The organism is Curtobacterium sp. BRB10 (genome assembly GCF_031844325.1).
GTDB classification, from domain to species: Bacteria; Actinomycetota; Actinomycetes; order Actinomycetales; family Microbacteriaceae; genus Curtobacterium; species Curtobacterium poinsettiae_A.
The window spans coordinates 178,240-191,169 of the sequence record NZ_JAUZVA010000001.1 but is presented as its reverse complement, the minus strand read 5'-3'; the positions used below and the strand labels follow the sequence as shown (position 1 = coordinate 191,169).

The window sequence follows — 12,930 nt, the reverse complement described above, 5'->3', positions numbered from 1 at the left end:
GCCCGGCGAGCAGGTTCAGCCGGCGGCGTTCTCCGGACCGGGGGCGTCGCCGGCCTCGCGTCGGGCAATGACCCGGTCGAGGAACTGGTTGAGCACGGGGAGGCCGCACACCACGACGAGGCCGAGCGCGGAACCCCACACGGTCCATCCGAACCACGACCGGAGGATCTCGTAGGCCCACGCCGCGATCGCGGTCCACATGAACGCCGTGGCCGCTCGCTGGACCGGACGAACGGGCGTGGAGCCGAGCGCGACGGCGTCGTCGGCGCCGCGCGAGTCGGCGGCGTCGTCGGCGCCGCGCGAGTCGGCGGCGTCGTCGGCGCCGCGCGAGTCGGCGGCGTCGTCGGCGTCGTCGGCATTCGCGTCATACCGGCCGAGCATGCTGAAGGCGACGCCCCAGCCGATGATCGCTGCACCTGCCAGCAGTCGCACCCAGACCACGTCGTCGGTCGGACGCTGCACGAGGTCACGCACCGAGAGCACGATGATCGCGATGCCACCGATGACGGCGATCAGAGTGATGGCGATGGCGAGGCGGCTGACGGGTCGACGGGGCACGGAGTCGATCGTAGGGGCGTCCGCGCTCGGCCCGCGCACCCCCGTTCGCGGTGTCAGAGTCCGGCGAGGAGCCGCTGCAGTTCGGCCTTGGCGTCGGGCATCCGCTCGGGGCCGGTGAGCCGCTCCCGCTGCACCGAGATGCGGACGGTGTCCGGCCGGGGACCGTCCTCGGTGGTGAGCAGCACGGACTCGCGGTCGGGGAAGGTCCACCGTGCCGACGGGCGCTTGCCGCCGCGGCGTCCGGACGTCGGCGCCGACCCGAGTGCGGCCGTGAACACCGGCACGATCCGGTCGAGCACCGCCTCGCGTTCACCCGGGACCTGTCGTGACGCCGACACCGCGAAGGTGCCGTCCGTGCGCTGACCGGGGATGCGGAGTCCGCGGGCCTGCTCGTAGCCGATGGTGATGCCCTGCGCCCACCACGGTTCGACGCCCTGGTCGATCAGCCAGGACGCGATCGCCGCGTGCCCGATGGTGGTCCCGTCTGCGCCGTCGATCAGGGCGTGCCACTCGTCCGGTGACCTGCCCGTCGCTGCGAGGACGCGGTCGGGCGCCATCCCCTGTGCGTGCGAGCGAACCGTGCCGTCGGTCATGCCGTCATCGTAGGGCGCAGAGCGTGCGGAGCACCGCCAAGTCAGGTCAGGTCACGTCACGACCGGACCGCGCCCGCAAGCGACGCGCCTGCTTCGCGCCCCCGGCGTCGATGATCAGCGGCAGGCGCTCCTTGTCGACCACCCCGAATGCCGGATCGACCGTCACGAAGCCGTCGACCTCCCAATCCGACGCTGTTGCGACGTGAACGGCACCCGAAACGGTCAACCCGAACTGCTCCATGAGGTGCGGGACCTCGTCGCTGACGGCATCGATCCCGACCCAGTGCAATTGAGTCGACCGCAGCAATTCCCTCAACGCGGCGACGTGGCGACGAGCGGCTTCCGCGCCCATCCCGTGAGCAGCCTGCAGCACCTCGAACTCCGTGTAGGCGCTGTACAGGATCTCGGTGCCGACCAGGTCGAGGTGATCGAGGAAGGTGACCACCTCGGCATCCTGACGCTCGCATCGGCGCAGAGCGCTCCGGATGAAACTGGAGTCGACGAGGACGACGTCCGGCCGGGCGGCGCAGTCGTTGAACTCGAGGACCCGGTACTCGTCGAACTGATGCGGCTCGAGTCGATCGAACACGGTCAGAGTCGACCGTGGAACGCCGCGGTCGGCTCGACCCAGAAGTCCGGATCGATCAACTCGGACGCTCGCCGCCGACGCTCGCGACGTTCTTCGAACGTGCCCTCCGGCCGCGGTGTCCCGGCGAAGAGGGCTCGACGTTCCGCCGCAGTGGAGATGCTCGTTGCTCGCTGATGATCGAGGTCAGCTCGCCGCAGCGCTCGAAGACGTCCCTCTGCGGCCTGCGCCTCGGTCGGGACACGGCGGAGCGGATGGGGTGATTCGGCTGGTCGCACGGTGCCTCCTTGGTCGATGGAGTCAACCGTAGGAGCGCCGAACGGACGCCACAGAACATTCCGTATTTCGCCGCCTGTCCGTCGACCAGACGTCACTCGGCAGCAGCGAGGACCGTCCGCCCGAGCCGCACGAAGTCGTCGACACCGATCGCCTCACCCCGGGCGGTCGGGTCGATGCCCGCCGCCGTCAGGACCTCGGACGCGTGCGCACTGCCGCCGAGCACCCCGGACAGGCTCTGCCGCAGCATCTTGCGCCGCTGCTGGAACGCGGCGTCCACCAGCGTGAACACTCGCGACCGCAGGAGTTCGTCGCCCGGGGGCTCGTGACGGTCGAACGCCACCAGGACACTGTCGACGTTCGGCACCGGCCAGAAGACCTGACGGCTGACCAACCCGGCGGTGCTCCACGACCCGTACCAGGCGGCCTTGACGCTCGGTGAACCGTAGACCTTGCTGCCGGGGCCGGCGGCCAGCCGGTACCCGACCTCGGCCTGCACCATGACGAGCGACCGCTCGATCGACGGGAAGGTCGCGAGCAGGTGCAGCAGCACGGGCACGGAGATGTTGTAGGGCAGGTTCGCGACGAGGTGCGTCGGCTCGACGTCGAGGTCCGACGCGGCGACCGTCATGGCGTCCTGCTGGACCACGGTCAGCGTGGCGTCGGGCTGCAACGCGGCGACCGTCGCGGGGAGCTTGGCGGCCAGGCGCTTGTCGATCTCGACGGCGGTGACGGGTGCGCCGGTCTCGGTGAGCCCGAGCGTCAACGATCCGAGCCCCGGCCCGATCTCGAGCACCTGTGCCGACGGGGTCACACCGGCGACGGACACGATGCGCCGCACGGTGTTGGCGTCGTGCACGAAGTTCTGCCCGAGCTTCTTCGTCGGGGTGACGTCGAGTTCGGCCGCGAGCTCCCGGATCTCCGCCGGGCCGAGCAGTGCACCCACGACTACTCGTCCACCGTCACGGGCTCGGCGTCCCACGCGCCGTAGACGAGCTCGGTGTTCGAGGCGATCTGGGCCGCGAGCATCGAGGCGTCCGTGCCGAGCGTCTCCGCCATCGACCGCAGGGTGAGGGGGATGAGGTACGGCGCGTTCGGGCGACCACGGAACGGGGTGGGCGTCAGGAACGGTGCATCGGTCTCGATCATGATCAGGTGCCGCGGGGCGACGACCAGGGCTTCACGCAGCACGGCGGCGTTCTTGAACGTCACGGTGCCGGCGAAGGACATGTACCAGCCGCGCTCGGCGCAGAGCCGGGCGAGGTCCGGGCCGCCGGAGAAGCAGTGGAAGACGGTCCGCTCCGGGGCACCCACGCGGTCGAGGACCTCGACCACGGCGTCGTGCGCGTCGCGGTCGTGGATCGTCAGCGCGAGGTCGTGCTCCTTCGCGATGCGGATGTGCTCCTCGAACGAACGGACCTGGGCGTCACGGCCGTCCTCGCCGGTGCGGAAGAAGTCCAGGCCGGTCTCACCGATCGCCCGGACCCGCGGCAGCGCGGCGAGCCGTTCGATCCCAGCGAGGTGCTCGTCGAGCAGCCCCTGTTCCTGCAGCACGGGCGCTTCGTTCGGGTGCAGCGCGACGGCCGCCAGGACCCGGGGCTCCCGAGCGGCGATCGACGCCGACCACTCCGAGGTGGCGAGGTCGGTGCCGACCTGCACGACACCGCGCACGCCGACGCTCGACGCGCGGTCGAGGTGTTCGCGGTACTCGAGCGGTCCGTCACCCCCGTCGCCGACACCGTCGGCGATCTCCATGTGGGTGTGGTTGTCGTACACCGGCACGACGAGCGCCTGGGGCAGCGGCGGGTAGGTCAGGTCGCGCTTCGACCCGCCGGACGACCCGTCACCACGCGCCCGGACGTGCGGTTCCGCGTCGGTCACGCGGAGACCTGCTCGATGCGCGGGAACAGCCCGCTCTCGAGCGGCACGACGTTCGCTGCGCCCTGCCACTCGAACGCGCGGTCGACCCGCTGCTCGGTGACGGAGCCTCCGGCGCCGATCGAGGCCCAGAGCTTCTCGGTCGCCTTCGGCGTGACCGGGGAGAGCAGGACGGTGACGGTGCCCAGGCCGCGGAGTGCCGTGGTCAGGACCGTGCCGAGCCGCTCGCGGTCGGCGTCGTCCTTCGCCAGGGTCCACGGCGCCTGCTCGGTGATGTAGCCGTTCAGGGCGTCGACGAGCTCCCAGACGGTGGCGATCGCGTCGTGCGGGGCGAAGGCGGCGACCGCGGCGTCGGCACGCTCGGTGACCGAGATCGCCAGGTCGTCGATCGCCTGGTCGGACTCGGTCAGCGCACCCCGGGTCGGGACCGCGCCGTCGAAGTACTTCTGCAGCATCGCGACCAGGCGGGAGGCCAGGTTGCCGTACCCGTTCGCGAGCTCGGCCTGGTAGCGCGCCGAGATGTCCTCCCAGCTGAAGTTGCCGTCCTGCCCGAAGGTGATGGCGCGCAGGAAGTAGTAGCGGAACGCGTCGGAACCGAACGTGTCCGTGATCTCGGACGGCGCGATGCCGGTCAGCTTCGACTTGGACATCTTCTCGCCGCCGACGAGCAGCCAGCCGTGGCCGAAGACGCGCTCCGGTACGGGCAGACCAGCGGCCATGAGCATGGCCGGCCAGATGACGGCGTGGAAGCGGGCGATGTCCTTGCCGACGATGTGGACGCTCGGCCAGAGGCGCCGGAAGGCCTCGTCGTCGTCGGTGCCGTAGCCGAGGGCCGTGACGTAGTTGAGCAGGGCGTCGAACCACACGTACAGCACGTGGTCGCTGTCCCACGGGATCGTGATGCCCCAGTCGAAGCTGGAACGCGAGATCGACAGGTCACGGAGCCCCTGCTTGACGAACGAGATGATCTCGTTGCGGACGCTCTCGGGCTGGATGAACAGCGGGTTCGACTCGTACAGGTCGAGCAGGCGTTGCTCGAAGTCGGACATCCGGAAGAAGTAGTTGCGCTCGGCCAGGACCTCGACCGGGATCGAGTGGATCGCGCAGACCTGCTGACCCTCGTACGCACCGGTGCCGGCGACCAGGTCGCTCGGCTGCTTGTACTCCTCGCAACCCACGCAGTAGAAGCCCTCGAACTCGCCGGCGTAGATGAAGCCGTCGTCGTAGAGCTTCTGCAGGAACGCCGTCACGCCACGCTCGTGCCGTTCGTCGGTGGTGCGGATGAAGTCGTCGTTCGCGACGTCGACCGTGTCGAGCAGTGGCTTCCAGGCATCGTTGACCAGGCGGTCTGCCCATTCCTTGGGCGAGACGTCGTTCGCCGAGGCGGTGCGCAGGATCTTCTGCCCGTGCTCGTCCGTGCCGGTGAGCAGCCAGGTGTCGTCACCGCGCTGCCGGTGCCAGCGCGCGAGGAAGTCCGCGGCGACCTCGGTGTAGGCGTGCCCGATGTGGGGCACGTCGTTCACGTAGAAGATCGGCGTGGTGATGCTGAACGAGGACCCGGCGGACATGCGGACCATCCTACGGGCGCACCGAACCCTGATGACGCGCGCGGCGGTGGACGGTGGAGAACCGGGTCCGGGAGGCCCGCGACGGGCCCGCCCCGCGCCTCCAGACCGGCGAACGGGAACGTGACGAGCCCCGCTCAGCGCGCCGCGAGCGCCCCCTCGTACAGGTCGCGCTTCGACAGCCCGGTCGCGTCAGCGACCGCCGCGGCGGCCTCCTTCATGCGCATGCCTGCGGCCACCCGCTCGAGCACCAGCCGGACGCCGTCGTCGAGCGTCGCCTCCTCGGTCGCCTCGGCCGCGCCGGCCACGACGACGCAGATCTCGCCCCGCACACCGTCGGACGCCCACGCGACGAGTTCGTCCAGCGGCCCACGGCGGACCTCTTCGTAGAGCTTCGTGAGCTCACGGCACACCGCGGCGCGGCGGTCGCCCCCGAACCCGACGGCCATGTCGGCCAGGGTCTCGGCCAGCCGGTGCGGGGACTCGAAGAACACCATCGTCCGCTGCTCCCCCGCCAGCGCCTGGAACGCCCGGCGACGCTCCCCGGCCTTGCGGGTCGGGAACCCCTCGAACGTGAAGCGGTCGGTGGGCAGCCCGGACACGGCGAGCGCCATGAGCACGGCCGACGGCCCGGGCAGGGCGGTGACGGTGACCCCGGCGGCCGCGGCGGCCTCGACGAGGGGGAAGCCCGGGTCGCTGATCGCGGGCATCCCGGCGTCGGTCAGGACCACGACGTCCTCGTCACGGGCGAGCTCGACGACCTCGGACGCCTTCGCCCGCTCGTTGTGCTCGTGCAGGGCGATGAGCCGCGGACGGTTCTCGATGCCCAGGGCGCGCATCAGGTGGATGGCGGTCCTGGTGTCCTCCGCCGCGACGACCGTGGCGTTGGAGAGGGTCTCGACGAGACGGCGCGAGGCGTCCCCGAGGTTGCCGATGGGCGTTGCTGCGAGGACGATCACGCACCCATTGTGGGTGCACCGCCGTCCGAGCGGGGACACGCGGTCGATCCGTAGGATGCTCAGCGATGACCAGCGAGCTGACCGACGACCGCACGGCCGTGCCCGACGGGCCGGTCGGCTCGCGCCTGGACGACTGGTGGGGGCGGGTGCTCTCCACGTCGCAGCGGGTCGCCGTGTGGCGGTGGACGGGTCCGCTCGCGGTGACGCTCCTCGCCGCCGTGCTGCGGCTGGTGAACCTCGGCAACCCGCACTCGCTCGTGTTCGACGAGACGTACTACGTCAAGGACGGCTGGTCGATCGTGCACCTCGGGTACGAGGGCACCTGGCCCGCGAACCCGAGCGGTGACACCGCCCCGACGACCGACGACCGGTTCGTCCGCGGTGAGACGGACATCTTCACGAGTGCCGCGGAGTTCATCGCGCACCCGCCGCTCGGCAAGTACCTCATCGGCATCGGCATGCTGCTGTTCGGCGCGGACAACTCGTTCGGCTGGCGTTTCACGGTGGCCGTGCTCGGCATCGCGACGGTGTTCCTCACCGCGGTGATCGCCCGGTCGCTGTTCCGTTCGACGATGATCGGCACGCTCGCCGGCTTCCTGCTCGCGATCGACGGGCAGGCGATCGTGATGTCGCGGGTGACGCTCCTCGACGGCATCCTGACCTTCTTCGTCATCCTCGGCTTCGGGGCGCTGCTGCTCGACCGTCGGCAGAGTCGACGGCGGCTCGACGAGTGGGTCGCCGCCCGCGCCGCCGCCGGCCGGCCCACCCTGTGGGGGCCGGTGCTCTGGTGGCGTCCGTGGCTGTTCGCGATGGGCCTGGCCCTCGGGCTGGCAGCGGCGACGAAGTGGTCGGGGGTGTACTTCCTGGCGTTCTTCGCCGTGTACTCCGTGCTGAGCGACATGATGATGCGCCGTCGCGCCGGGGTCGAGTTCTGGTCGTCGAGCGCGCTGCTGCAGCAGGCACCGGTGTCGTTCCTGCTGACCGTGCCGATCGCCGCCGTGACCTACGTGGCGTCCTGGACCGGCTGGTTCGTGTCGAAGGACGGCTGGGACCGCAACTGGCTGTCCTCGGGCGGCGAACGCTGGACCGGAGTGCTCGCCTGGGTGCCGGACAGCCTGCAGAACTGGTGGCACTACCAGTCGGAGATCTACGCCTTCAACATCGGGCTGCACACCCCGCACTCGTACCAGGCGAACCCGCTGCTCTGGCTCGTGATGCAACGCCCCACGTCGATGTTCTACGTCGGCACGGACGCCGGACAGGACGGCTGCTGGGCGAACCGCTGCGGCGAGGCGATCACCGGCATCGCGAACCCGTTCATCTGGTACGCCTCGGTCATCGCGACGGTCGCACTGCTCGTGCTCTGGATCCTGCGCCGGAAGTGGGAGTACGGCTTCGTCCTGCTCGGGGTCGCGGCGGGGTACCTGCCCTGGCTGATGTACGTCGACCGGACGGTGTTCCAGTTCTACACGATCGCCTTCGAGCCCTACATGGTGATGGCGCTGGCCGCCGCGATCGGGGTGGTGCTCGGCAGACGGAGCGACGAACGGTCACGGAGGTCACGGGCGATCCTGTGGGTCGGTGTGTACCTGGGCGTCGTCGTGCTCGCCTCGGTCTACTGGTACCCGATGTGGACGGCGATGCAGGTGCCCTGGGACTTCGTCCGGTCGCACTACTGGATCCCCAGCTGGCTGTAGCCGGCCGGGCGGATCCGGCCGGTCCGGTCGCGCGCGTCGCGCCGCGCGCTCTGGTGGCGACCACCGCCGGACCGGAGGCCCGTGGCGGCGCCGCCACGGGCCTCCGGTCCGTCCCTGGTCAGGACTGCGCGTGCAGCGCGCGCTCGATCGACTCGCGGTCCAGCGGTTCGCCGAGCATCGGCGCGGTGTCGTCCGTGCCCGGCAGGACGCCCTGGACCAGGAGTTCCGCGTAGCGGCGCCAGGCGTCCGGGTCGTGCTCGCGGGTGGCGTCGGCGACCGCGCCGACCATCGCGGTGAGCATCGGCAGGTCCCGGGAGTCGAAGCCGGGGCGGACGACGCCGGCGGCCTCGGCACGGCCGATGATCGCGGCGACCTGCCGTTCGAGCCGGTCGCGCTCCTGCACGATGGACGGTCGGGCCTTGCCGGCGCGGACGATGGCGTCGGCGAGGGCGCGGTCGCGCGCACGGAACGCGAAGACGCCCATCAGGTAGACGCGGAGCGCCTCGCGCGGGTCGGACACGTCCGCGGCGCGCGCAGCGGCCTCGTTCATGGCCTCGAACTTGGTGGCGAGCAGCGCCTCGATCAGGGAGTCCTTGTCGGCGAACCTGCGGTAGACGGTGCCGACCCCGACGCCGGCCTCGTGCGCGATGTCGTTCAACGTGACGGAGAGCCCGCGCTCCGCGAAGCACTTGCGCGCCGTCTGCAGGATCAGCTCGCGGTTGCGCGCTGCGTCGGCGCGCAGCGGTCGCTCGAGGTCGGACGCGGACTCGGTGGTGCTCACGAGGACGAACCTAGTTGAACTATCTGGGAACAAGTGGATGCGGTTCCTCCGTTTCGGTCTACACTGGCCACAAGCGGATGCTGCGCATCCGGTTCGACCCCCTCTCCTTTCGGAGCGCCCGACGGTGCGCGCTCCGAGTCCCCCTCCAACCTTCATGAAGGAGGCTGCCGTGACGGCAGAACACACCGTGCCGACCCCCACCGGGACAGCACCCACGACTCCGGGCACCACCCCCGCCAAGAGCAACCACCGCTGGATCGCCCTGGCGGTCATCGCCCTCGCACAGCTGATGGTCGTGCTCGACGCGACCATCGTGAACATCGCCCTGCCCTCGGCCCAGGCCGACCTGGACTTCGGCACCGACCAGCGGCAGTGGATCGTCACCGCGTACTCGCTGGCCTTCGGCTCGCTGCTGCTGCTCGGCGGTCGTCTCGGCGACCTGTTCGGCCGCAAGAACACCTTCATCATCGGGCTGGTCGGCTTCGCCGTCGCGTCGGTGCTCGGTGGCCTCGCCGATTCGTTCGGCCTGCTCGTCGCGGCCCGCGCACTGCAGGGCGTCTTCGGCGCGCTGCTCGCCCCGTCCGCCCTCGGCATGCTGACCACCACGTTCCGCGACCCCAAGGAACGCGGTCGCGCGTTCGGCATCTTCGGGTCCATCGCCGGCTCGGGCGCGGCCATCGGCCTGCTGCTCGGCGGCGTGCTGACCGAGTACGCCTCGTGGCGCTGGTGCCTCTACGTCAACGTCGTCTTCGCCGTGCTCGGCGTGATCGGCGCGCTCGTCTTCATGGAGCGCCCGCCGAAGGTCGAGCGTCCGCGCATCGACGTGCTCGGCGTCATCACCATCACCGCGGGTCTGGTCGGGGTCGTCTACGGCTTCTCGAACGCCGAGACCAACGGCTGGGACTCCCCCGTCACGATCGCCATGCTCGCCGCCGGCGTCGTGCTCATCGCCGCGTTCGTCTTCATCGAGACCCGCGTCGCTCACCCGCTGCTGCCCCTGCGCGTCGTGCTCGACCGTGACCGCGGCGGCTCGTTCATCGCCATCGGCCTCGTCGCGATCGGCATGTTCGGCATCTTCCTGTTCCTGACCTACTACCTGGAGCAGACCCTCGGGTTCAGCTCGCTGCAGACCGGTCTCGCCTTCCTGCCGATGCCGCTGTCGATCATGATCTCGGCGACGCAGATCGGTGGCCGTCTGCTGCCGCGCGTCGGGCCGAAGGTGCTCATCTTCGCCGGCGGCCTGGTCGCCGCGACCGGGCTCCTGCTGCTGCTCCGCACCGACCTGGACAGCTCCTACGCGGGCACCGTCCTGCCGGCGCTGATCGTGATCGGCCTCGGCATGGGCACGATCTTCTCGTCCGCGATGAACACCGCGACGACCGGGGTCGCCCGAGCCGATGCCGGTGTGGCATCGGCGACGGTCAACACGATGCAGCAGATCGGTGGCTCGATCGGCACGGCGCTGCTGTCGACGATCTTCGCGGACGTGGTGTCGAACAGCCTGTCCGGGCTGTCGGCCGCACCGACGAAGCTGCAGCAGGCCCAGGCCACGCTCGACGGGTACCACGTGGCGTTCGGCATCTCGGCCGGCGTGCTCGTGCTCGTCGCCCTGGCCGGCGGACTGCTCATCAACCGGCAGTCGGTGCGGGTCGAGCGGCTCGCACGTGCCGGGTCCGCCACGACCGGGAGCATCCCCGCCGCGGCGCACTGACGCTGGCGGCTCGCTCGGCGCCGACGGCCCGTTCCGGCCCTGCCGGGGCGGGCCGTTGCGCGTGCGGGGGGGCGCACCCGTTCCGCGACGATCCACCTGTCGAACGACGCGTGCATCGTCGATGGATGCGCACGCACTCGGTGCCCACGCACGTTCCGACTCACCACTCGTCGAACGACCGGCGCATCGTCGACCACTGCCCACGCATCCACCCCACCCCCGGTTGCGCCGTGTGTCCACGTCCCTGGCCCACGTCAGGGGTGCGGATTATGGTGTGCAACATGGCCCCCGTCCTGACCTCGCCACTCGTGTCGACGCAGTGGCTCGCAGACCACCTCGGTGCTGACGAGCTCGTCGTGCTCGACGCGTCGGTGCACACGGTCGGGGCCGGGTTCGACACCACCTGGTTCCCCGGGCGGGACGCCCACGAGCAGCGCGGCCACGTGCCCGGCGCCCGCTTCGCCGACCTGATCGACGACTTCTCCGCCGCAGACGCCGACGTCCCGTTCACCCGCCCCGGCGCCGAGCGCTTCGAGGTCGCCGCAGCACGGCTCGGCGTGACGAACACCTCGACCGTCGTGGTCTACGACGACAGCGTCGGCGAGTGGTCTGCACGCCTGTGGTGGATCTTCCGTTCGTTCGGCTTCGACTCGGTCGCGGTGCTCGACGGCGGCTTCACGAAGTGGCGCGACGAGGGCCGCCCGGTCCGCGTTGGCGCACTCCGCACCCCCGCGGCGCCGTCCGACCCCGATGCCGGTGCGTTCCTGGCCGGCGAAGAACGTGCGCTCTGGGCCGACCACGACCGCGTCACCCGCGCGGTCTCCGGCGAAGAGCCGGCGTCCCTGGTGTTCGCCGCGCCCTGGGCCGCCCTCAGCAGCGACGACCACCCGCCGATCGTGCCGGGCAGCACCCCGATCACGGCGGACACCGTGGTGGACCCCGAGACGAACGTGTACCTGCGCGGTGCCGAACTCGAGCGGGCCTTCGCCGCGGTGATCGGTGCCGACGAGATCGTCACGTACTGCGGGGTGGGCAGCGCCGCGTGCGTCGACGCCCTCGCCCTGACGGTGCTCGGGCACGACCGGGTGAAGGTCTACGACGGCTCGCTGGCCGACTGGTGGCGGCACGAGCAGCTCGCCTCCTGACGGAACCGAAAGCGGAACGAGGACCCCGTCTGGCCGACGGACGCGGACCGAGGCCCGGCAGCCGAGGACCGACGGCAGCGGAGCGACGGCCCCGCCGCACTACCGTTGCACCATGAGCACCAGACGCGCGGTCATCCTCGGCGGCACCGGCGGCATCGGCTCGGCCGTCGCCCGCGCACTCCTCGACGCCTCGGGCCGCGGCGGCGACGACTGGCAGGTCGACCTCGTCGCCCGACGCGGTGGCCCGGTCGCCGACAGCCTGACGGCTTCCGGGGCCACGTTCGTCCCCGGCGACCGACGCGACCGTCCCGTCCTGCGTGACCTGCTCCGCCCCGGGGCCGACCTGCTCGTCGACACCGTCGGTGTGACGCGCGACGACGCCCAGCAGCTCCTGCCGTTCCTCGACGACGTCGGCTCGACGGTCTTCGTCTCGTCCAAGGCCGTCTACGCCGACGAGCAGGGTCGGCACGCGAACTCGCTCGACAAGCCGGTGTTCGGCGGCGCGGTCACCGAGATCCAGCCCACCGTGACCGCCGGGGACGGCGACCCGACGAGTCGTGACGGGTACGGCGCCGCGAAGGTGGCGGCTGAACAGGTCCTGCTGGACCACGGCGCCCCGGTCACGGTGCTCCGTCCGTCGAAGGTGTACGGCGTCGGCATCGGCCGCCCGCGGGAGTGGTTCGTCGTCCGCCGTGTGCTCGACGGCCGGGAGCGCATCCTGCTCGCCGACCACGGCCGCGGCGTCGACCACACGACGGCGGCGAGCGGCATCGGTTCGCTCGTCCGACTCGTGGCGGACGCGCCGGACCGCCGGATCCTCAACGTCGCGGACGCGTCTGCGCCGACCGCGCTCGAGATCGTCCGCACGATCGCCGGACACCTGGACCACCGGTTCGACGAGGTCCTGCTCGACGAGGACGCACCCGCCTTCGTGGGCGGCACGCCCTGGTCGTCGCCGTCGCCGTTCGTCCTCGACACCACCGCAGCACGTGGCCTGGGTTGGGAACCGCCGGAGTTCGCGACCGCCGTCGCCCCGGAGCTGGCATGGCTCGTCGAGACCGCCCACGCGACGCCCGCCGACGGCGACGTCCCGTGGGCCGACGACCCGTTCTGGGAGCACATGTTCGACTACGGCCCCGAGGACGCCGCCCTCGCACTCCTCTCCCTGAACCTGGGCTGAC

12 protein-coding genes are annotated in these 12,930 nt (G+C 71.0%); 4 read left to right on the top strand and 8 right to left on the bottom strand.

The window, feature by feature from the left end:
* Positions 1 to 15: 15 nt before the first annotated feature.
* From Q9R26_RS00945 to rsmI, 7 genes are all read right to left on the bottom strand, one after another.
* A complete protein-coding gene (locus tag Q9R26_RS00945; protein ID WP_311226302.1) occupies positions 16 to 558 on the bottom strand; it encodes a hypothetical protein in 543 nt (180 codons plus the stop codon).
* A 53-nt stretch (positions 559 to 611) separates the two neighbouring features.
* Complete coding sequence (locus Q9R26_RS00940; protein ID WP_182065109.1) at positions 612 to 1,151, bottom strand: hypothetical protein; 540 nt, start codon at positions 1,149 to 1,151, stop codon at positions 612 to 614.
* Positions 1,152 to 1,197: 46 nt separating this feature from the next.
* The gene (locus Q9R26_RS00935) at positions 1,198 to 1,740 is read right to left on the bottom strand and encodes a hypothetical protein (protein ID WP_311226301.1); all 543 of its coding nucleotides are present in this window, start codon (positions 1,738 to 1,740) and stop codon (positions 1,198 to 1,200) included.
* 367 nt (positions 1,741 to 2,107) lie between these two features.
* Positions 2,108 to 2,959, bottom strand: coding sequence for a 16S rRNA (adenine(1518)-N(6)/adenine(1519)-N(6))-dimethyltransferase RsmA (gene rsmA, locus Q9R26_RS00930; protein ID WP_259580164.1), 852 nt, complete (start codon positions 2,957 to 2,959; stop codon positions 2,108 to 2,110).
* Positions 2,960 to 2,961: 2 nt separating this feature from the next.
* Positions 2,962 to 3,894, bottom strand: coding sequence for a TatD family hydrolase (locus Q9R26_RS00925; protein WP_311226300.1), 933 nt, complete (start codon positions 3,892 to 3,894; stop codon positions 2,962 to 2,964).
* Entirely contained in the window at positions 3,891 to 5,459 is a 1,569-nt protein-coding gene (gene metG, locus Q9R26_RS00920) for a methionine--tRNA ligase (protein ID WP_311226299.1), read from the bottom strand. Before metG ends, Q9R26_RS00925 begins: the two co-directional genes overlap by 4 nt.
* Before the next feature lie 134 nt (positions 5,460 to 5,593).
* The gene (rsmI, locus tag Q9R26_RS00915; RefSeq protein ID WP_311226298.1) at positions 5,594 to 6,415 is read right to left on the bottom strand and encodes a 16S rRNA (cytidine(1402)-2'-O)-methyltransferase; all 822 of its coding nucleotides are present in this window, start codon (positions 6,413 to 6,415) and stop codon (positions 5,594 to 5,596) included.
* A gap of 65 nt (positions 6,416 to 6,480) precedes the next feature.
* Here rsmI and Q9R26_RS00910 point away from each other — a divergent pair, with 65 nt between their 5' ends.
* Complete coding sequence (locus Q9R26_RS00910) at positions 6,481 to 8,112, top strand: phospholipid carrier-dependent glycosyltransferase (RefSeq protein ID WP_311226297.1); 1,632 nt, start codon at positions 6,481 to 6,483, stop codon at positions 8,110 to 8,112.
* 118 nt (positions 8,113 to 8,230) lie between these two features.
* On the opposite strand, the gene Q9R26_RS00905 is transcribed toward Q9R26_RS00910, so the two are convergent.
* Entirely contained in the window at positions 8,231 to 8,893 is a 663-nt protein-coding gene (locus Q9R26_RS00905; protein WP_311226296.1) for a helix-turn-helix domain-containing protein, read from the bottom strand.
* A 169-nt stretch (positions 8,894 to 9,062) separates the two neighbouring features.
* Here Q9R26_RS00905 and Q9R26_RS00900 point away from each other — a divergent pair, with 169 nt between their 5' ends.
* The 3 genes from Q9R26_RS00900 (at position 9,063) to Q9R26_RS00890 (ending at position 12,929) form a co-directional block, all read left to right on the top strand.
* On the top strand, positions 9,063 to 10,604 hold the full coding sequence (locus Q9R26_RS00900) for an MFS transporter (RefSeq protein ID WP_182065117.1): 1,542 nt from the start codon (positions 9,063 to 9,065) through the stop codon (positions 10,602 to 10,604).
* Positions 10,605 to 10,885: 281 nt separating this feature from the next.
* Positions 10,886 to 11,749: a rhodanese-like domain-containing protein gene (locus Q9R26_RS00895; protein WP_311226295.1), complete on the top strand. Its 864-nt coding sequence runs from the start codon at positions 10,886 to 10,888 to the stop codon at positions 11,747 to 11,749.
* A 112-nt stretch (positions 11,750 to 11,861) separates the two neighbouring features.
* Positions 11,862 to 12,929, top strand: a complete 1,068-nt coding sequence (locus tag Q9R26_RS00890; protein WP_311226294.1) for an NAD-dependent epimerase/dehydratase family protein — start codon at positions 11,862 to 11,864, stop codon at positions 12,927 to 12,929.
* Position 12,930: the final 1 nt, after the last annotated feature.

Excerpts from the sequence above, each read along its gene's own strand:
- Q9R26_RS00940 (WP_182065109.1), bottom strand. The coding sequence starts at position 1,151 with ATGACCGACGGCACGGTTCGCTCGCACGCACAGGGGATGGCGCCCGAC.
- metG (WP_311226299.1), bottom strand. The coding sequence starts at position 5,459 with ATGTCCGCCGGGTCCTCGTTCAGCATCACCACGCCGATCTTCTACGTG.
- Q9R26_RS00910 (WP_311226297.1), top strand. The coding sequence starts at position 6,481 with ATGACCAGCGAGCTGACCGACGACCGCACGGCCGTGCCCGACGGGCCG.
- Q9R26_RS00895 (WP_311226295.1), top strand. The coding sequence starts at position 10,886 with ATGGCCCCCGTCCTGACCTCGCCACTCGTGTCGACGCAGTGGCTCGCA.
- Q9R26_RS00890 (WP_311226294.1), top strand. The coding sequence starts at position 11,862 with ATGAGCACCAGACGCGCGGTCATCCTCGGCGGCACCGGCGGCATCGGC.